The following is an 18,374-nucleotide window of genomic DNA, read 5'->3' as shown; positions in this document are numbered from 1 at the left end:
GACCCGCGACCTCGGCACCGGTTCCCCCCGCGTACGTGACCCTTTGTTCAGCCCCACTTCCCTGAATTCGATGGCCGACCCGGCCGCCGCACCGCTGGCCACATCGGGCGGCTCGCGCTTCGTGCAGCGCCTGCGCCGGCGCTATGCCAAGGAGCTCGCGCTGCTGGCCGAAGGCCCGCCGCGCCGCGCGCAGATGCGCGTCACGCTGCAGGCGCTGCGCGACCAAGGCCACACGACCAGTGCGGCCTTGCGCATGCTGCGCCAGCTGGTGATGGAACGCCTGGTGCACCTGGATTGCGACCGGCAGGCACCACTGGCCGTGGTCACCAGCGCGGTCACCGAGCTGGCCGAACTGGCGCTGGACGAAGCCGGCCAGGACGCCGAGCGCGAGCTGGACGCGCGCCACGGCAGGCCGCTGGCACCGGGCGGCGCACGCGCCAACCTGTGGGTCATCGGCATGGGCAAGCTGGGTGCGCGCGAGCTCAACGTGTCCAGCGACATCGACCTGATCTACGTCTACGACCACGACGGCGAGACGGCCGGCGACGCCGAGGGCCGCGGCCGCATCAGCAACCACGAGTACTTCGCGCGCGCCGTGAAGATCATCTATGGCCTGGTCGGCGACACGACCGAGCACGGCTTCGTGTTCCGTGTCGACCTGGCGCTGCGCCCGCATGGCAATTCCGGCCCGCCGGCCGTGTCGCTGAGCGCGCTGGAGGACTACCTGCAGTCGCAGGGCCGCGAGTGGGAACGCTTCGCCTGGCTCAAGAGCCGCGTGGTCGCGCCGCGCCGCTGCGTGGAAGACGGCGGCGCGCAGGACCTGCGCGGTGTGGTCCTGCCCTTCGTGTTCCGGCGCTACCTGGACTACAGCGTGTTCGACGCGCTGCGCGTGCTGCACCGGCAGATCCGCGAGCACGCCGCCAAGCGCGCGGCCGGCCACCCCGAGCGCGCCAACGACGTCAAGCTGTCGCGCGGCGGCATCCGCGAGATCGAGTTCACCGTGCAGCTGCTGCAGGTGGTGCGCGGCGGCCAATTCCCCGAGCTGCGCACGCGCTCCACGCTGGACGCTCTGCAGCGCCTGGCGCGCGCCGGCCTGATGCCGCAGACCACGGCCGACGCGCTGGCCGCAGCCTATGTGTTCCTGCGCCGCGTCGAGCACCGCATCCAGTACCTGGACGACCAGCAGACCCATGTGCTGCCCAGCGGCGACGACGACCTGGCCTGGATCGCCCACACCATGGGCTATGCGTCCTGCTGCGCGTTCCTGTCCGAGCTGGACCAGCACCGCGAGCTGGTCGCGCAGGAATTCGACATCCTGCTCGGCGGCAAGCCCGCCTGCACGGGCTGCCTCAACGGCGTGAAGCCGGCGCGCGGCGAGCGCCCCGGCGCGCCCGATCTGGACACCGTGCTGGACCGCCTGCCCGCTGCGTTCCGCACGCGCATCGGCACCTGGCGCGAGCACCCGCGCGTGCAGGCCCTGCGCGACGACAGCCGCGCGCGGCTGCTGCGCCTGGTGCAGCGCACGGCCGACTGGCTCAAGGAAGGCCAGCCCGACGAGGAGGCCGGCGAGCGCCGGCTGCAGGGCGCGATGCGTTGGGCCGACTGGGTCGAGCCGCTGCTGCGCCGTGAGAGCTACCTGGCCCTGCTGCTGGAGCGCCCTGCCATCCACGACCGCTTGCTGCGCCTGCTGAGCGCGGCACGCTGGCCCGCGCGCTATCTGCTGCGCCACCCCGGCGTGATCGACGAGCTGGCCTCCAACCTGATGCTGTCCGAGCGCTTCGCGGCCGAGGCTTTCGAGAACGAGCTCGAAGAGCGCCGCAAGTCGCTGGCCCGCACCGGCGAGGACGACGAGGAAGAGCTCTTGAACCTGCTGCGCCGCGCGCACCACGCCGAGCTGTTCCGCACGCTGGCGCGCGACGTGGAGGGCCGGCTCACGGTCGAACAGGTCGCCGACGACCTGTCGGCCCTGGCCGACGTGATGCTGCGCGTGACGGCGCGCTGGTGCTGGCAGCGCCTGAAGAGCGCGCACCGCGAGGAGCCGCAGTTCGCCATCATCGGCTACGGCAAATTGGGCGGCAAGGAGCTGGGCTACGGCAGCGACCTGGACATCGTGTTCGTCTACGAGGACGACGACGAGCGCGCGCCCGAGGCCTATGCCGCCTTCGTGCGCAAGATGATCAACTGGCTGACCGTGAAGACCAGCGAGGGCGACCTGTTTGAGATCGACACCGCGCTGCGGCCCAACGGCAATTCGGGCCTGCTGATCACCACCTTCGACGCCTACGCCAAGTACCAGCAGCGCCGCGGCAGCAACACCGCCTGGACCTGGGAGCACCAGGCCATGACGCGTGCGCGCTTCGTGGTCGGCATCGAGTCGCTGCGCCCGCGCTTCGACGCCGTGCGCAGCGCCGTGATCGCCGCGCCGCGCGATGCCGATGCGCTGCGCCAGGAGATCGTGGCCATGCGCGACAAGGTGCGCACGGCGCACCCGGTGCGCGGCGGCAAGTTCGACATCAAGCACAGCACGGGCGGCATGGTGGACGCCGAGTTCGCCGTGCAGTACCTGGTGCTGTCGCAGTCCGGCACGCACGAGGAGCTGATCGCCAATGTGGGCAACATCGCGCTGCTGCAGCGCGCCGAGGCTTGCGGCTTGCTGCCCGCAGGCAGCGGCCAGGCCGCGGCCGATGCCTACCGCGAGCTGCGCCATGTGCAGCACCAGGCGCGGCTCGACGAAGCGCCGACGCAGTTCATGCCGCCCGCGCTGCAGGCCGAGCGCGACGCGGTGCTGGCCGTGTGGCGGGCGGTGTTCGGCTAGCAGGCCGCCGACGGCCCCGCGCCGTCAGCGGTACTGCGCCGCCGTGATGAATTGCCCGAAGCTCTCGCACCAGACGATCACGGCCGCATGGCGCGCCACGTCGATGGCCTCGGGCACCGGCACGACGAAGTTGTCGAAGGTGCGCACGTCGCCCACGCGCACCATCTGCGGCTTGAGCCGCAGGAAGTCGGCCTCGGTCTCGACGAACACGGGAGACAGGTACAGCTTGTAGTCGGGCCCCGGTGCCAGGCGGCCGGCCAGCGCGATGCTGCGCGGCCCCACGGAGACCGTGCCCTCGCCCCAGTGCAGCGCATCGCTGTCGCGCAGGTCGCGCCGGAACTGCGCCTGCCAGCGCGCGCCCCGGGCCTGCGCAGCGACCTCCTCCGCGCTCGGGGCGGGCGGCGCCGTCAGCACCGGCAGAACGTACACGCCCAGGCTGAAGCCGAGCGTCAGCACCAGCAGGTGCGAGAGCAGCAGCAGCGCGAAGCGGGGGGCACGGCGCATGGGGCAACGACGGTGGTCAGTCGGCCTCCATTCTGATCACGCGCAGCGCCGCTGCCAAGCCGGCGCAGGGCCGCGGCGCGCGCTCAGAACGGCGCGCCGTCGTCGTCCTGGGCGGCAGGCTCCTGCGCGGCACTGGCGGCGGCGGGGCTCTTCGCCAGCAGGTTCATGACCTGCTTGCGCAGCGCCGCGTTCTCGGCCGTCAGCATCTTCACGCGGGCACGCAGCGACTCGATGGTGTCTTCGCCACTGTCCTGCGGCGCTTGCTCGCCAGCATCGCCGGCCGGCTTTTTCCTGGTCGATTCGCGCACACGCTTGGCGGCCTGCTTGAGCTCGTCCTTGCCGGCGGCGGCGGCGGCGGCCTGCTCCTCGACCGGCAGGCTGGCCACGGCGGCCGCGGCATTGATCGAGATGTCGCCCGCGCGCACGGCGGCCACCACCTCCGGCGCGGCCTGCTTGTGGATCTTCTCGATCATCACGGCCTGGCTGTTGCTGATGCGCGCGGCCTTGGCCAGCGCCTCGCGCGTGTTCAGCCATTCGCCGGGCGGCGCCTCGGCGGCCGGTGGCGCAGCGGCCGGCGCGGCCTCGCGCTGGGCACGCCGCGCGGCCACGATCTCGCGCTTGCGCAACGCCAGCACGCCGCGCTGGAAGTCCGACACGCTGCGCCGGCCCAGGTGCTGGTCGATCATCCACAGGTGCACGTCCTCGATGGACGTGAAGCGCGTGTTCTGCACTGTCTGGAACGGCAGGCCGTGTGCCTTGCAGATGCCGTAGCGGTTGTGCCCGTCCACCAGCACGTCGCCCCACAAGACCAGCGCATCGCGGCAGCCCTCGGCCAGGATGCTGCGCTCCAGCGCTTCGTGTTCGTCCGGGGTCAGAGGATCGATGTAGGCCTTGAGTTCTTCGTTGACGACGATGTCCATGGGGGTGCGGGGATGGGGAGCGGTGGAAAGGGGGCGGATTCTAGAGGCGGGGTCGGGGCGGGCCACCCTATAGTCGGATCCGGCCTTGATGCAGGAGAGACCGCCATGCAGGAGTACTACGCAGCACGCGCCCCCGAATACGACCGGATCTATGCCAAGCCGGAGCGGCAGGCCGACCTGCGGCAGATGGAGGCATGGCTTGCCACCGTGTTCGCCTGGCGCAAGGTATTGGAGATCGCCTGCGGCACCGGCTACTGGACCCAGTTCTACGCGCCTGCAGCGGCGAGCGTCGTGGCACTGGACAGTGCACCGCAGACCCTGCGCATCGCGCAGGGCCGCGTGCCGCGAAACGTTCGCCTCGTGCAGGGCGACGCGTTCCACCTGCCCCGCTTCGAAGAAAAGTTCGACGGCGCCTTCGCCGGCTTCTGGTGGTCGCACATTGCGCTGGACCGGACTGCCGGATTCCTGCACGGTCTGCACGCCGCGCTGCAGCCCGGCGCCAGGGTCGTGTTGATGGACAACCGTTTCGTGGCAGGCAGCAGCACGCCGATTGCCGAGCGCGACGAGGCCGGCAACACCTACCAGCAGCGCCCCCTGGCGGACGGCTCGGTGCATCGGATCCTCAAGAACTTTCCTTCACGCTCCGAGTTGCTGGCCGCGGTGGAACCGGATGCGGCCACCAGCGCTTATCGGGAGTGGGAGCACTTCTGGGCCTTGGACTACACGCTGCGCGCCTGACGCCATGGCACGCGCAATGGACCGCACGCTCTGCTGGGCACCGCTGTGGAACCCCGCGCAGCTCGGCATCGGCCTCGAACACCTGCTGTTGACCGCGTCGTCCGCCGACAGCATCGTCCTGGCCATCGACGAAGAACGCGGCCCGTTCCGCCTGGCCTACCGGCTCCACTGGACCGACACCTGGCAACTGCGCAGCGCCACGTTCGACCTCACCCTGGGCCACACCACCCGCTCACGTCAGTTGCGCACCGACGGCCTGGGCCACTGGCACGACGCGCAAGGCGATGCGCTGCCCGACCTGGACGGCTGCCTGGACATCGACATCTGGCCCACGCCGTTCACGAACAGCTTTCCGATCCGGCGCGCGCCGCTGGCGGTCGGTGAACGCAGCGAGTTTCGCATGGCCTGGGTGTTCGGGCCGGACCTGACGGTGAAGGCGCAGGCCCAGGCTTACACGCGGCTGGCCGAGCGGCTGTACCGCTTCGAAACCCTGGACGGCTCGGGCTTCCAGGCCGATCTGCCCGTCGATGCGGACGGCATCGTGCTGGACTACCCGGGCCTGTTCCAGCGCGTGCATGCCGGCCATTGACCCTGCTCCCTTCCCCGCCAACTTCAATCAAACGTTTGATGTCCGTGGTGTAATGCGCCGGCCATGCGCCCGCCATCTGCCACCCCCACCCCACGCCGCGCCCGCAGCGACGGCCAGCAGGCGCGCCAGCATCTGCTGCTGACCGCGCTCGCACTGTTTGCCGACAAGGGCTTCGCCAAGACCTCCACGCGCGAGATCGCGCTGGCGGCCGGGGCCAACATCGCGGCCATCCGCTACTACTTCGGCGACAAGGCCGGGCTGTACGCGGCCTGCTTCGCCGAGCCCATGGGGGGCAATGCGGGCGATCTCACACACCTGTACGACGCGCCCGACCTGCCCGTGCAGGAGGCGCTGCGCCTGTTTCTCACCACCTACGTGCAACCGCTCAAGCAGGGCGAGGTCGTGCGCCAGTGCATGCGCCTGCACCTGCGCGAGATGCTGGAGCCCACGGGCCAGTGGGCCGAAGAACTGGAGCGCGACATCAAGGGCCCGCACCTGGTGCTGGTGGCCATCCTGAGCCGGCACCTGGGCAACAGGGCCGACGACGACATCCACCGGCTGGCGCTGTCCATCACAGGCCTGGCGATGCAGCTGTTCGTGATGCGCGACTGCGTGGACGCGATCCGGCCCTCGCTGTTCCGCGGCGCCGCCAGCATCGACCGCTGGGCCGAGCGCCTCGTGGGCTATGCGCTGGCCATGGTCGAGGCCGAAGCGCTGCGCCGCGCAGCCCCATCTTCCCGATGAACACCATGACTGCTTCCTCCCTCGTGCGCCGCCTGGGCCTGGCCGCGCTGCCGCTGGTGCTGGCCGCCTGCGGCATCACACGGCCACCAGCTGTGGTCGATGCGCCCGTGCCCGCGCAATGGCAGACGCCGCTGGCCGCAGCCCGCCCGCATGCGGGCGCACTGCCCGTGCTGGCCGACTGGTGGCGCCAGGCCGGCGACCCGGTGCTCGATGCGCTGATCGAGGCGGCGCAGACGGCCAGCCCGACGGTGGCCAGCGCTGCCGCGCGCATTGTGGAGGCGCGCGCGGCGCGCGTGCAGGCCGGCGCGGCGATGGCTCCGACGCTGGACGGCACGCTGGCGCTGAGCCGCGGCAACACGCTGTCGGGCGGTGTGTCCGGCGGCAGCGGCTCGGCGTCCCTGCCCGCCTTCACCAATGCCCAGGCCGGGCTGCAGGCCGGCTGGGAGATCGACCTGTTCGGCGGCCTGGCCGCCAGCCGCGATGCCGCCAGCGCGCGGCTGGACGCGAGCCAGGCGCAGTGGCACGACGCGCGCGTCTCGGTGGCCGCCGAGACCGCGAACACCTATTTCAGCGAACGCGCCTGCGCGCGCCAGCTGGAAGTGGCGGGCGCGGACGCCCGCTCGCGCCGAGAGAGCGCACGCCTCACCGACCTCTCGGCCAAGGCCGGCTTCACCGCACCGGCCGATGCGGCGCTGGCCCGCGCCAGCGCGGCCGATGCCTCGGCCCGGCTCACGCAGCAGCGCACGCAATGCGCGCTGCAGCGCCAGGCCCTGGTCGCGCTGACGGGCTGGGACGCGCCCGCGCTGGCCCACCAGCTGGACACACGCCCGACCGACCTGGCCCTGCCCGCGCTGCAGGCCGTGGACAGCGTGCCGGCCCGTGCGCTGGCGCAGCGGCCCGATGTCTACGCGGCCGAGTTGGCCGTGGCCGCCGCGAGTGCCGACACCGGCGCGGCGCAGGCGCAGCGCTACCCGCGCCTGTCCTTGTCCGGAAACATCGCGGTGCTCAACGTGCGCGGCGGCGGCGCCAACGAGACCTTGAAGAGCTGGAGCATCGGCCCGCTGCAGCTCACCTTGCCCATCTTCGACGGCGGCACGCGCGCCGCGAATGCCGAGGCCGCGCAGGCGCGCTACGACGAGGCCGTGGCGCTGTACCGCGCCAAGGTGCGCGCGGGCGTGCGCGAGGTCGAGGAGGCCTTGCTCCGGCTGCAGGACAGCGACCTGCGCGCGGGCGATGCCGACAGCGCCGTACGCGACTACCAGGCCTCGTTCGACGCCACGCAGTCTCGCTACGACGGCGGCCTGGCCAGCCTGTTCGACCTGGAAGACGCACGCCGCACGCTGTTCGCCGCGCAGACCGCGCGCGTGGCGCTGCAGCGCGAGCGCGCCGAGGCCTGGGTGGCGCTGTACCGCGCGCTCGGCGGCGGCTGGACGCGCCCGCAAGACCCCGCTGTGGCGGCCCGCCCCACTCCTTCAACGCCCCGCCCCTGAGGCGCGCGGCCTGTTCACCATGACCCGATCCCAACGCACCGTTCTCATCGTCCTGGCCGTGCTCGCACTCGTCGCGGCCGGCTACTGGTTCACGCGACCGGCCGCAGCGCCCGCGGCACCAGCCGATTCCAAGGCGGCCGAGGCCCAGCCGCGCCCCGCGCTGACCGTGACCGTGGCCACGCCCGAGCCGGCCGAGCTGGCCGTCACGCTCTCGGCCAACGGCAACATCGCGCCCTGGCAGGAGGCCAGCGTGGGATCGGAGTCCAACGGCCTGCGCCTGGCGGACGTGCGCGTGAACGTGGGCGACCGCGTAAAGAAGGGCCAGGTGCTGGCGACCTTCTCGCCCGAGACCATCAATGCCGACGTGGCCCAGGCCAGGGCCGCGCTGGCCGAGGCCCGCGCCACGGCCGCCGACGCCGCCGGCAACGCCGCGCGGGCGCGCACGCTGGAGAAGACCGGCGCGCTGAGCCAGCAGCAGATCAACCAGTACCAGACCGCCGAGCAGACCGCGCAGGCGCGGGTGGAAGCGGCCCAGGCCGTGCTGGCCGCGCAGCAGGTGCGCGGACGCAATACGCAGGTATTGGCGCCAGACGACGGCGTGATCTCCGCGCGCACGGCCACGGTGGGCAGCGTGGTGTCCGCCGGCACCGAGCTGTTCCGCCTGATCCGCCAGGGCCGGCTGGAATGGCGCGCCGAAGTCAGCTCGTCCGAGCTGGGCCAGCTGGCCGTGGGCATGCCGGCCCTGGTGACGGCGCCGGGCGGCGCGCAGGTGCAGGGCAGGCTGCGCAGCATCGCGCCCACGGTGGACCCACAGACGCGCAATGCGCTGGTGTACGTGGACATTCCGGGCGTGCAGAACAACGCGGGGATCAAGGCCGGCATGTTCGCGCGCGGTGAGTTTGCGATTGGCAAGAGCAACGCGCTCACGGTGCCGCAGGCCGCCGTGGTGCCACGCGACGGCTTCAATACCGTGCTGGTGCTGCAGAGCGACAACCGCGTGCGGCTGACCAAGGTGCAGGCCGGCCGCCGCGTGGGCGACCGCATCGAGGTCACGGGCGAGCTGCCGGCCGATGCGCGCGTGGTGATCGCGGGCGCGGGCTTTTTGAACGACGGCGACCTGGTGCGTGTGTCGGGCACGGCCGATGCCGCGGCCACGGCCAAGTAAGGACCACGCGCCATGAACATTTCCGCCTGGTCGATCAAGAACCCCATTCCGGCGGCCATGCTGTTCGTGCTGCTGACGCTGGCCGGCCTGTTCGCCTTCAAGTCCATGAAGGTGCAGAACTTTCCGGACATGGACCTGCCGGTCGTCATCGTCACGGCCGCGCTGCCCGGTGCCTCACCGGGCCAGCTGGAGAACGACGTGGCGCGCAAGATCGAGAACTCGATCGCCACACTGCAGGGGCTCAAACACATCACCAGCACGCTGACCGATGGCTCGGCCACCATCGCGGCCGAATTCGTGCTGGAAAAGCCGATCCAGGAAGCCGTGGACGACGTGCGCTCGGCCGTGAGCCGCGTGCGCTCGGACATGCCGGCCGACCTGCGCGACCCCATCATCACCAAGCTGGACCTGGCGGCCCAGCCCATCCTGGCGTTCGCCATTGCGTCGGACCGCATGGACGACGAGGCGCTGTCCTGGTTCGTCGACGACACCATCGCGCGCCGCCTGCTGGCCGTGACCGGCGTGGGCGGCGTCACGCGTGTGGGCGGTGTCACGCGCGAGGTGCGCGTGGCGCTGGACCCGGCGCGGCTGCAGGCGCTGAACGCCACGGCGGCCGACGTGTCGCGCCAGCTGCGCATGGTGCAGCAGGAGAGCGCGGGCGGCCGTACCGACCTGGGCAGTGGCGAGCAGCCCGTGCGCACGATTGCCACCGTGGCCTCGGCCGACGAGTTGCGGCGCATCCAGATCCCGCTGGCCGACGGCCGGCGCATCCGGCTCGACGAGGTGGCCACCATCGAGGACACGGTGGCCGAGCGCCGCGCCACCGCCATCCTGAACGGCCAGCAGGTGGTTGGCTTCGAGATCTCGCGTTCGCGCGGCGCCAGCGAGGTGGAGGTGGGCGCGGCCGTGGAGAAGGTGCTGGCCAAACTGCAGGCCGAGCATCCGGACCTGAAACTCACGCGCACGCTGGACTTCGTGAAGATCGCGTCCGAGGAGTACGACGCCTCGATGAAGCTGCTGTACGAGGGCGCGATCCTGGCCGTGCTCGTGGTCTGGCTGTTCCTGCGCGACTGGCGCGCGACCATCGTGTCGGCCGTGGCGTTGCCGCTGTCGGTCATCCCGGCCTTCATCGGCATGTACTGGCTGGGCTTTTCGATCAACATCATCACGCTGCTGGCGCTGTCGCTGGTGGTGGGCATCCTCGTGGACGACGCGATCGTCGAGGTGGAGAACATCGTGCGCCACCTGCGCATGGGCAAGTCGCCCCAGCAGGCGGCGATGGAGGCGGCCGAGGAGATCGGCCTGGCCGTGGTGGCCACCACCTTCTCGCTGATCGCGGTCTTCCTGCCCACGGCCTTCATGAGCGGCGTGGTCGGGCGCTTCTTCAAGCAGTTCGGCTGGACTGCGGCGCTGGCGGTGTTCGCCTCGCTCGTCGTGGCGCGGCTGCTCACGCCCATGATGGCGGCCTACATGCTCAAACCCCTGGTGGCGCAGGAGAAGGAGCCGCGCTGGCAGGAGCGCTACATGGTGGCGGCGCGCTGGTGCCTCAAGCACCGCGTGCTGACCATGGTCGGCGCCACGCTGTTCTTCTTCGGCTCGCTGGCGCTGATCCCGCTCTTGCCCTCGGGCTTCATCCCGGCCGACGACAACACGCAGACCCAGGTGCGCGTGGAGCTGCCGCCCGGCAGCCGGCTCGACCAGACCATGGCGGCGGCCGAGCAGGTGCGCCAGCGGCTGCTCAAGATCGACCACATCGGCGACATCTACACGGCGATCGGCGCGGGCAGCGCGGGGGCCGACCCGTTCTCAGGCAGCTTCGTGGAGGCGCGCAAGGCCACGCTCACGCTGCAGCTCGCGCCGCGCGGCACGCGGCCCAGGAAGCAGGTGATCGAGCAGCAGATCCGCACCGCGCTGGAAGACCTGCCGGGCATGCGCTTCGGCGTGGGCCTGGGCGGCTCGAACGACAAGTACGTGCTGGCCCTGTCCAGCCAGGACCCGCATGCGCTGCGCCAGGCCGCGACCAACGTGGAGCGCGAACTGCGCACCATCCCCGGCATCGGCAACGTGACCTCCACCTCCAGCCTGGTGCGGCCCGAGATCGTTGTGCGGCCCGACTTCGCACGCGCCGCCGACCTGGGCGTGACGAGTGCCGCGATCGCCGACACGCTGCGCGTGGCGACCATGGGCGACTACGACAACAACCTGCCCAAGCTGAACCTGGCCGAGCGCCAGGTGCCCATCATGGTCAAGCTGCGCGACGACGCGCGCAAGGACCTGGCCCTGCTCGAACGCCTGGCCGTGCCGGGCGCGCGCGGGCCGGTGCGCCTGGGCGAGGTGGCCACGCTGGAGCTGGCCGGCGGCCCGGCCGTGATCACGCGCTACGACCGCGCGCGCAACGTGAACTTCGAGATCGAGCTGTCCACGCGCGGCCTGAACGACGTGACCGAGGCCGTGAAGCTGCTGCCCGCCGTGAAGAACCTGCCGCCCAGCGTGCGCACCATCGACGTGGGCGACGCCGAGGCCATGGCCGAGCTGTTCACGGGCTTCGGCCTGGCGATGCTGACCGGCGTGGTCTGCATCTACATCGTGCTGGTGCTGCTGTTCAAGGACTTCCTGCAGCCGGCCACCATCCTGGCTGCGCTGCCCCTGTCGCTGGGCGGCGCGTTCGTGGCGCTGATGGTGGCGGACAAGAGCTTCTCGATGCCGTCCCTGATCGGGCTCATCATGCTGATGGGCGTGGCGACCAAGAACTCCATCCTGCTCGTGGAATACGCCATCGTGGCGCGGCGCGACCATGGCATGACGCGCTGGGAGGCGCTGCTCGACGCCTGCCACAAGCGCGCGCGGCCCATCATCATGACGACGCTGGCCATGGGCGCGGGCATGCTGCCGATCGCCGTGGGCTGGGGCGCGGCGGACGCGAGCTTCCGCTCGCCCATGGCCACGGCCGTGATCGGCGGGCTGATCACCTCCACGGTGCTGAGCCTGCTGGTGGTGCCGGCCGTGTTCACCTACGTGGACGATTTCGAGCAGTGGGTGCGGCGCATGGTGCGCAAGGCGCGTGGCACGCCACAGGCGGCCGAGGCCGTGCCACACTGAACGCGTGAACCGCACCTCCTGGTCCTGGCCCACCCTGTGCCTGCTGCTGGCAGCGGGCAGCATCGCGGCCTGGTGGGCACGCAACCCGGTGGGCTGGGAATGGTGGCGCGAGGATTGGTCCGACGCGGCCAGCTGGTGGACGGCTGCCCTGGTCCACCGCTCGCCGGCCCACGGCCTGGCCAACCTGCTGGCGCTGGGCGCGCTCGCCGTGCTGGGCCATTCGCTGCGCGTGCCGCGCGCCCAGGTACTGGCGCTGGTGGTGGCCTGGCCGCTGTCCACGTTGGGGCTGGTGCTGTTCCCGCAGATCGGGCGCTATGCCGGCCTGTCGGGCGTGCTGCATGCGGCCGTGGCCGTGCTGGTCGTGCACTGCGCCATGGCGCGTGATCTAAAGGCCTGGGCCGCGCTGCTGGGCGCCGGGCTGGGGCTCAAGCTGGTGGCCGAGGCAGCCTGGCGCCAGCCGCTGGTGTTCGAGCCGGAATGGGGCTTTGCCGTGGCCACTGGCGCACACCTGACAGGCGCGCTGGCCGGGGCGCTGTGCGCGCTGCTGGCCTACGGGGCCTGCCGGATCTTCTGCACGAGCGCCGTCGTCGAATAGCCGTCGACGAAGGGGATCGCCAGCGCGCGGCCGCCCCAGCTGCGCACCAGCGCGGTCTCGGCCAGCTTGTCCATGTCGTAGTCGCCGCCCTTGACGAGGATGTCGGGCCGCAGCGCGGCGATGAGCTGCTGCGGCGTGTCCTCGTCGAACCAGGTCACCAGGTCCACATCGCCCAGCGCGGCCATCAGCACGGCGCGGTCGGCCTCGGCATTCATGGGCCGGTCCGGCCCCTTGCCCAGGCGGCGTGCCGAGGCATCGCTGTTCAGCGCCACGACCAGGCTGGCGCCCAGCGCCCGGGCCTGGGCCAGGTAGGTCGCGTGGCCGCGGTGCAGGATGTCGAACACGCCGTTGGTGAACACCCAGGGGCGTGGCAGGGCCGCCAGGCGCGCGGGCAGGTCGGCGCGCGCGCAGATCTTGGCGAGGAAGGTGGGCGGAGCGAAATCGTGCATGGCGGCAGGTGACGTTCTAGACTGGCGGCGATTGTGACCCCCAGCCCCGCATGACCCTGGACCTGTTCGAACCGCCCGCACGCGAAGCCTTGTCGGAAGCGGCCTGGCTGCTGCGCGGCTTTGCGTTGCCGCATGTGGACGCTTTGCTGGCCGCCATCGCCGACGTGGCGCGCGCCGCCCCGTTTCGCCAGATGCAGACGCCGGGCGGCTTCACGATGTCGGTGGCGCTGACCAACTGCGGCGCCTTGGGCTGGACCACGGACCGGCGCGGCTACCGCTACGCCAGCGCCGATCCACAGACCGGCCAGCCCTGGCCGCCCATGCCGGCCGTGTTCACCCGGCTCGCGCGCGACGCGGCCAAGGCGGCGGGCTTCCCGGGCTTTGCGCCCGACGCCTGCCTCGTCAACCGCTACGCGCCGGGCGCGCGGCTGTCGCTGCACCAGGACCGGGACGAGCGCGACTACGGCGCCCCCATCGTCTCGGTGTCGCTGGGCATGGACGCCACCTTCTTGTGGGGCGGCCATGCGCGCGGCGACCGCGCGCTGCGTGTGCCGCTTGTGCATGGCGACGTGGTGGTCTGGGGCGGCGCCGACCGGCTGCGCTACCACGGCGTACTTCCGCTGAAGGACCGTCCCCATGCGCTGCTGGGCGCGCAGCGGCTGAACCTGACGCTGCGCAAGGCTGGCTGAGCCAGCGGCCCGAACAGCGGGGCCTTTTCCCTTTATTTGCTGAAGTCCGGCTGGGTGCCGCCTCGGATAATCGCCGCAACCATGAACCTCGTTCCCGTCGACATCGCCACGATCCGCATGGGCCAGCCCCTGCCCTTCGAGCTGCGGACCGAACGCGGCGTGCTGCTTGCGCAGCGTGGCTATGTCATCCATTCGCGCGACGAGATCACCTACTGGACCTCGCGCGGCATGACGCTGTGCGTGGACATGGACGCCAGCGACGACCGCCAGCGTGCCTACGTCGGCAAGCTGCACAACATGCTGCGCAGCGAGCGCACGCTGGGCGAGATCCAGAACGTGCAGATCGCACCCGAGGACCTGTTCTCCCGCGCCCGCCCCGAAAAGCCGCCGCGGCCCGACTGGCTGGAATTGCAGGCGCGCGCCCATGCGCTGCTGCGCGATGTGGGCAGCGAGAACTTCCTGCTGCGGCTGGACAGGCTGTATGCCGAGCTCCGGGAGCTGGTGCAGCACCACCCGGACGCAACACTGTTCGCGCTGATCCACCTGTCGGCCACCGAACTGCGCATGTACAGCGCCACGCACGCGATGCTGGTCTACGTGGTCTGCAGCCTGGCCGCGCGCGACGTGCTGCAGTGGCCCGAGGAGCTGGACGAGACGCTGGGCAAGGCCGCGCTGACCATGAACATCAGCATGACGGCGTTGCAGGACCAGCTGGCCGTGCAGACCCAGGCGCTGACCAGCGAGCAGATCGATGCCATCGAGCGCCATGCGCAGCGCTCGTTCGCCAGCCTGCTGGAGCTGGGCGTGACCGACGAGCGCTGGCTGCTGGCCGTGCGTCACCACCATGACCGCGCGCCCGGCCCGCTGGCGGACAAGAAGCCGGCACTGCGCATCGCGCGGCTGATCCAGCGCGCCGACATGTTCACGAGCCGGCTGGCACCGCGTGTGTCGCGCACGCCGATGTCGACCTCGGCCGCGATGCAGGGCTGCTACTTCGACGAGGAGCACCAGGTCGACGATGCCGGCGCGGCGCTGATCAAGGCAGTCGGCGTGTACTCACCGGGGCTGTACGTGCGGCTGGCCAGCAACGAGCTGGCCGTGGTGATCCAGCGCGGCAAGAACACCAGCACCCCAAAAGTGGCCGTGGTCGTGAACCGTGCCGGCATGCCGACGGGCGAGATGATCATCCGGGACACCGGCCTGCCGGGCTACAAGATCACGGCCAGCGTGCCGCAGCGCGACGTGAAGGTCCAGGTGTCGCTGGACCGGGTGCTGGCGCTGATCTGAAGGCGCGCGCTCAGGCTGCAGCCGGCGCCTGGCCTTCGCGGCCGATTTCCTTGCGGTAGCGGTTCAGCTCCTGCACGGTCTTGAAACTGCGGTCCATCAGCAGGCTCAGGTTGTGCAGGATGCGGTCGACGACCTTGCCTTCCCAGACAGCGTCGAACTTGATCTGTTCGTCCAGCCAGTGCTCCAGCCACTCGGGGTTGGGCAGGCGCGACTGGATGGTGTCACGCGGGAACAGGCTTTCGTTCACATGCAGGTTGGTCGGGTGCAGCGCCTGCGCCGTGCGGCGCGCGCTGGCCATCAGCACGCCGACCTTGGTGAAGGCCGTGCGGGCCTCGTTGCCCACGTTCTGGATGGCGCGCTTCATGTAGCGCAGGTAGGCGCCGCCGTGGCGCGCCTCGTCCTGGCTCAACTTGCTGTAGATGTTCTTGATGACCGGCTCGGTGTGCCATTCGCTGGCGCGCCGGTACCAGTGGTTGAGCCGGATCTCGCCACAGAAATGCAGCATCAGCGTCTCCAGCGCAGGGGCCGGATCGAACTCGAAGCGCACCTCGTGCAGCTCGTCCTCGGTGGGCACGAGCTCGGGGCGGAAGCGGCGCAGGTATTCCATCAGCACCAGCGAGTGCTTCTGCTCCTCGAAGAACCACACCGAGATGAAGGCCGAGAAGTCGCTGTCGTGGATGTTGTCGCGCAGGAACATCTCGGTGGCCGGCAGCGCCGACCACTCGGTGATTGCGTTCATCTTGATCGTTTGCGCCTGCTCGTCGGACAAGAGGGACGCGTCGAACTGGCTCCACGGCACATCGTGTTCCATGTTCCAGCGCACGGCTTCGAGTTGTCGGAAGAGTTCGGGATACAGCATGGCGGTGTCAGGATGAAGACCTGCATTCTAGGCAGGGCATTGTGCGCGCCCTAGCAAAACCCTTGCCGCGCGCGGGCCGGCGCAGCTTCACATTTATTTACCGGCAGCGGCGCCGGCGGGCTGGAACTTCCGGCCGGAAACGGGCCTCCATGTGGGGGCGGTGCCTGGTGCCGCCAACAGTTTTCGCTGCGAAGCCTTCCGGCCCCCTCTGTGTGGCGCGGTTGCAATCCCGGGGTGGTTCTCCTCCTCCTCCCTCCCCCCTCGTTCCCCCCGGGGCGCTTCGCAGCCTTTCGTCTTGCACCCTTCCACGCCGGAGAAGGCGTGCTCAAGCGGTGGGTTGCGTGTCCTGGAAGCTCTGGCGCTGCATGAGCTTGTCCTGCAGACGCGCCAGGTTCGGGTGCGTGTTGCGCCAGGCAATGTCGGGGAAACGGAATTCCAGCCAGCCCAGTGCGCAGCCGACCGCGATGTCGGACAGGCTCAGGTGGATGCCGCTGCAATAGGCCTTGTCGCCCAGGCCCTGGCTGATGGCCTTGAGCCCGGTCGTGATCTTGCCGAGCTGGCGGTCGATCCAGGCCTGGCTGCGCTCGCTGTCGGCGCGGTGCACCCAGGTGGCTTCCATGCGGGCCAGCAGGCCGGCGTCCATGACGCCATCGGCCAGTGCTTCCCAGGTCTTGACCTCGGCGCGCTCACGGCCCTGGGTGGGGATCAACCGGCCCACGGGCGACAGCGTGTCCAGGTACTCCACGATCACGCGCGAATCGAACACCGCCTCGCCGCCTTCCATGACCAGGCAGGGCACCTTGCCCAGGGGGTTGGAGCTGGAGATCGTGGTCGCATCGGCCCAGACGTCCTCGCGGATGAACTGGTAGTCCAGCTTTTTCTCGGCCATGACGATGCGCACCTTGCGCACATAAGGGCTGGTCAGAGATCCGATCAATTTCATGGGCATGGGTCTTGGAAACCGCCTGGGCGGAAAGCCCCGGTCCAAACGATTCTAGGCGCCGGGCTCCGACCCCGGCTGGGCGTGGTGCGCAACCTACAATCCCGCCCCATGAGCTTCTCGACGATATCCGCGCTGTCCCCGCTGGACGGCCGCTACGCAGCCAAACTCACGGCCCTGCGCCCTTTGATGAGCGAACACGGCTTCATGCACCGCCGCGTGCAGGTCGAGATCGCCTGGTTCATCGCGCTCAGCGATGCCGGCTTCGAGGAATTCAAGCCGCTGAGCCCGGGCGCGCGCACCTACCTGCTGGGCCTGGTGAAGAACTTCAGCGAAGCCGATGCGCAGGCGATCAAGCAGGAAGAGAAGATCACCAACCACGACGTGAAGGCCGTGGAGTACTGGATCAAGTCCAAGTTCGAGGCCCGGCCCGAGCTCATGGCGGCCAAGGAGTTCGTGCACTTCGCCTGCACCAGCGAAGACATCAACAACACCAGCCATGCATTGCAGCTCAAGGCCGCGCGCGGCACGGTGCTGTTGCCGGCGCTGGACGGCATCATCGCCAAGCTGCGCGAGATGGCGCTGGCCTTTGCGGACGTGCCCATGCTGGCGCGCACCCATGGCCAGACGGCCAGCCCGACCACGGTCGGCAAGGAAGTGGCCAACGTGCTCAAGCGCCTGGAAAAGGCCCGTGCCAACATCGCCGGCGTGGCCTTGCTGGCGAAGATGAACGGCGCCGTCGGCAACTACAACGCGCACCTGTCGGCCTGGCCCGACTTCGACTGGGAAGCCTTCAGCCGCAAGGTCATCGAGACGCCCGAGCCGCTGGGCCTGGGCATCACCTTCCAGCCGTTCAGCATCCAGATCGAGCCGCACGACTACATGGCCGAGCTGTTCGATTCCGTGGCCCGTGCCAACACCATCCTCATCGACTGGTCGCGCGACGTCTGGGGCTACATCAGCCTGGGCTACTTCAAGCAGCGGCTCAAGGAAGGCGAGATCGGCTCGTCGACGATGCCGCACAAGGTCAATCCGATCGACTTCGAGAACGCCGAGGGCAACCTGGGCCTGGCCAATGCCATGCTGCGCCACCTGAGCGACAAGCTGCCGATCAGCCGCTGGCAGCGCGACCTGACGGACTCCACCGTGCTGCGCAACATGGGCGTGGCGCTGGGCTACGCGGTGCTGGCCTACCAGTCGCTGATGACCGGCATGGGCAAGCTCGAACTGAACCGCGAGGCACTGGCCGCCGACCTGGACCAGTCCTGGGAAGTGCTGGCCGAGCCGATCCAGACCGTGATGCGCCGCTATGGCGTGCAGGGTGCCTACGAAGCGCTGAAGGCCGCCACGCGCGGCAAGACCGTGACGGCCGACGACCTGCACGGGCTTATCCGCTCGCTGGAGATCCCCGACGCCGAGAAGGAACGCCTGATCGCCATGACGCCGGGCAGCTACATCGGCAAGGCGGTCGAACTCGCGCGCCGGGTCTGA

The 18,374-nt window shown here is 70.2% G+C and carries 16 protein-coding genes; 11 read left to right on the top strand and 5 right to left on the bottom strand.

The window, feature by feature from the left end:
* Positions 1 to 70: 70 nt before the first annotated feature.
* Entirely contained in the window at positions 71 to 2,815 is a 2,745-nt protein-coding gene (gene glnE / locus ASF43_RS26775; RefSeq protein ID WP_056188293.1) for a bifunctional [glutamate--ammonia ligase]-adenylyl-L-tyrosine phosphorylase/[glutamate--ammonia-ligase] adenylyltransferase, read from the top strand.
* Positions 2,816 to 2,839: 24 nt separating this feature from the next.
* On the opposite strand, the gene ASF43_RS26770 is transcribed toward glnE, so the two are convergent.
* Complete coding sequence (locus ASF43_RS26770) at positions 2,840 to 3,319, bottom strand: DM13 domain-containing protein (protein ID WP_056188291.1); 480 nt, start codon at positions 3,317 to 3,319, stop codon at positions 2,840 to 2,842.
* Positions 3,320 to 3,402: 83 nt separating this feature from the next.
* Positions 3,403 to 4,239, bottom strand: a complete 837-nt coding sequence (locus ASF43_RS26765; protein WP_056188286.1) for a hypothetical protein — start codon at positions 4,237 to 4,239, stop codon at positions 3,403 to 3,405.
* A gap of 105 nt (positions 4,240 to 4,344) precedes the next feature.
* Between ASF43_RS26765 and ASF43_RS26760 the strand changes: the two genes are divergently transcribed.
* The 7 genes from ASF43_RS26760 to rrtA all read left to right on the top strand — a co-directional run bounded on the left by ASF43_RS26760 (position 4,345) and on the right by rrtA (position 12,659).
* Positions 4,345 to 4,977: a class I SAM-dependent methyltransferase gene (locus ASF43_RS26760; RefSeq protein ID WP_056188284.1), complete on the top strand. Its 633-nt coding sequence runs from the start codon at positions 4,345 to 4,347 to the stop codon at positions 4,975 to 4,977.
* 16 nt (positions 4,978 to 4,993) lie between these two features.
* Positions 4,994 to 5,566, top strand: a complete 573-nt coding sequence (locus tag ASF43_RS26755; protein ID WP_056188281.1) for a putative glycolipid-binding domain-containing protein — start codon at positions 4,994 to 4,996, stop codon at positions 5,564 to 5,566.
* Positions 5,567 to 5,629: 63 nt separating this feature from the next.
* Positions 5,630 to 6,310 carry a CerR family C-terminal domain-containing protein gene (locus ASF43_RS26750; RefSeq protein WP_056188278.1) on the top strand — a complete coding sequence of 227 codons (681 nt, stop codon included), beginning with the start codon at positions 5,630 to 5,632 and terminating at the stop codon, positions 6,308 to 6,310.
* 5 nt (positions 6,311 to 6,315) lie between these two features.
* Positions 6,316 to 7,800 (top strand): efflux transporter outer membrane subunit, encoded by a 1,485-nt coding sequence (locus tag ASF43_RS26745; RefSeq protein WP_056188632.1) that lies wholly within the window; start codon positions 6,316 to 6,318, stop codon positions 7,798 to 7,800.
* A 19-nt stretch (positions 7,801 to 7,819) separates the two neighbouring features.
* Positions 7,820 to 8,965: an efflux RND transporter periplasmic adaptor subunit gene (locus ASF43_RS26740; protein WP_056188275.1), complete on the top strand. Its 1,146-nt coding sequence runs from the start codon at positions 7,820 to 7,822 to the stop codon at positions 8,963 to 8,965.
* 12 nt (positions 8,966 to 8,977) lie between these two features.
* Positions 8,978 to 12,064, top strand: coding sequence for an efflux RND transporter permease subunit (locus ASF43_RS26735; protein ID WP_056188272.1), 3,087 nt, complete (start codon positions 8,978 to 8,980; stop codon positions 12,062 to 12,064).
* A gap of 4 nt (positions 12,065 to 12,068) precedes the next feature.
* On the top strand, positions 12,069 to 12,659 hold the full coding sequence (rrtA, locus tag ASF43_RS26730) for a rhombosortase (RefSeq protein WP_056188270.1): 591 nt from the start codon (positions 12,069 to 12,071) through the stop codon (positions 12,657 to 12,659).
* On the opposite strand, the gene rfaE2 is transcribed toward rrtA, so the two are convergent.
* Positions 12,614 to 13,108 carry a D-glycero-beta-D-manno-heptose 1-phosphate adenylyltransferase gene (rfaE2, locus tag ASF43_RS26725; protein ID WP_056188269.1) on the bottom strand — a complete coding sequence of 165 codons (495 nt, stop codon included), beginning with the start codon at positions 13,106 to 13,108 and terminating at the stop codon, positions 12,614 to 12,616. The two genes, rrtA and rfaE2, sit on opposite strands and share 46 nt — an antisense overlap.
* Positions 13,109 to 13,158: 50 nt before the next feature.
* On the opposite strand from rfaE2, the gene alkB reads away from it, so the two are divergent.
* Entirely contained in the window at positions 13,159 to 13,797 is a 639-nt protein-coding gene (alkB, locus tag ASF43_RS26720) for a DNA oxidative demethylase AlkB (protein ID WP_056188267.1), read from the top strand.
* A gap of 81 nt (positions 13,798 to 13,878) precedes the next feature.
* The gene (locus tag ASF43_RS26715) at positions 13,879 to 15,084 is read left to right on the top strand and encodes an HD-GYP domain-containing protein (protein WP_056188263.1); all 1,206 of its coding nucleotides are present in this window, start codon (positions 13,879 to 13,881) and stop codon (positions 15,082 to 15,084) included.
* 10 nt (positions 15,085 to 15,094) lie between these two features.
* Here the strand turns inward: ASF43_RS26715 and ASF43_RS26710 are convergent, their stop codons facing one another.
* Together ASF43_RS26710 and ASF43_RS26705 are read right to left on the bottom strand one after the other, a co-directional pair.
* Positions 15,095 to 15,943, bottom strand: a complete 849-nt coding sequence (locus tag ASF43_RS26710) for a hypothetical protein (protein WP_056188260.1) — start codon at positions 15,941 to 15,943, stop codon at positions 15,095 to 15,097.
* Between the two features lie 325 nt (positions 15,944 to 16,268).
* Complete coding sequence (locus tag ASF43_RS26705; protein ID WP_056188258.1) at positions 16,269 to 16,886, bottom strand: glutathione S-transferase N-terminal domain-containing protein; 618 nt, start codon at positions 16,884 to 16,886, stop codon at positions 16,269 to 16,271.
* A gap of 108 nt (positions 16,887 to 16,994) precedes the next feature.
* Here ASF43_RS26705 and purB point away from each other — a divergent pair, with 108 nt between their 5' ends.
* A complete protein-coding gene (purB, locus tag ASF43_RS26700) occupies positions 16,995 to 18,374 on the top strand; it encodes an adenylosuccinate lyase (protein ID WP_056188254.1) in 1,380 nt (459 codons plus the stop codon).

Origin of the sequence: Pseudorhodoferax sp. Leaf267, from assembly GCF_001422405.1 — a bacterium.
Lineage (GTDB): Bacteria > Pseudomonadota > Gammaproteobacteria > Burkholderiales > Burkholderiaceae_C > Pseudorhodoferax.
The sequence above is the reverse complement of the archived record's forward strand: the minus strand, read 5'-3'. Positions and strand labels throughout refer to the sequence as shown.

Bases quoted from the DNA above. Each gene is read 5' to 3' on its own strand.
- glnE (WP_056188293.1), top strand. From the start codon at position 71: ATGGCCGACCCGGCCGCCGCACCGCTGGCCACATCGGGCGGCTCGCGC.
- ASF43_RS26770 (WP_056188291.1), bottom strand. From the start codon at position 3,319: ATGCGCCGTGCCCCCCGCTTCGCGCTGCTGCTGCTCTCGCACCTGCTG.
- ASF43_RS26765 (WP_056188286.1), bottom strand. From the start codon at position 4,239: ATGGACATCGTCGTCAACGAAGAACTCAAGGCCTACATCGATCCTCTG.
- ASF43_RS26760 (WP_056188284.1), top strand. From the start codon at position 4,345: ATGCAGGAGTACTACGCAGCACGCGCCCCCGAATACGACCGGATCTAT.
- ASF43_RS26755 (WP_056188281.1), top strand. From the start codon at position 4,994: ATGGACCGCACGCTCTGCTGGGCACCGCTGTGGAACCCCGCGCAGCTC.
- ASF43_RS26750 (WP_056188278.1), top strand. From the start codon at position 5,630: ATGCGCCCGCCATCTGCCACCCCCACCCCACGCCGCGCCCGCAGCGAC.
- ASF43_RS26745 (WP_056188632.1), top strand. From the start codon at position 6,316: ATGACTGCTTCCTCCCTCGTGCGCCGCCTGGGCCTGGCCGCGCTGCCG.
- ASF43_RS26740 (WP_056188275.1), top strand. From the start codon at position 7,820: ATGACCCGATCCCAACGCACCGTTCTCATCGTCCTGGCCGTGCTCGCA.
- ASF43_RS26735 (WP_056188272.1), top strand. From the start codon at position 8,978: ATGAACATTTCCGCCTGGTCGATCAAGAACCCCATTCCGGCGGCCATG.
- rfaE2 (WP_056188269.1), bottom strand. From the start codon at position 13,108: ATGCACGATTTCGCTCCGCCCACCTTCCTCGCCAAGATCTGCGCGCGC.
- alkB (WP_056188267.1), top strand. From the start codon at position 13,159: ATGACCCTGGACCTGTTCGAACCGCCCGCACGCGAAGCCTTGTCGGAA.
- ASF43_RS26715 (WP_056188263.1), top strand. From the start codon at position 13,879: ATGAACCTCGTTCCCGTCGACATCGCCACGATCCGCATGGGCCAGCCC.
- ASF43_RS26710 (WP_056188260.1), bottom strand. From the start codon at position 15,943: ATGCTGTATCCCGAACTCTTCCGACAACTCGAAGCCGTGCGCTGGAAC.
- ASF43_RS26705 (WP_056188258.1), bottom strand. From the start codon at position 16,886: ATGAAATTGATCGGATCTCTGACCAGCCCTTATGTGCGCAAGGTGCGC.
- purB (WP_056188254.1), top strand. From the start codon at position 16,995: ATGAGCTTCTCGACGATATCCGCGCTGTCCCCGCTGGACGGCCGCTAC.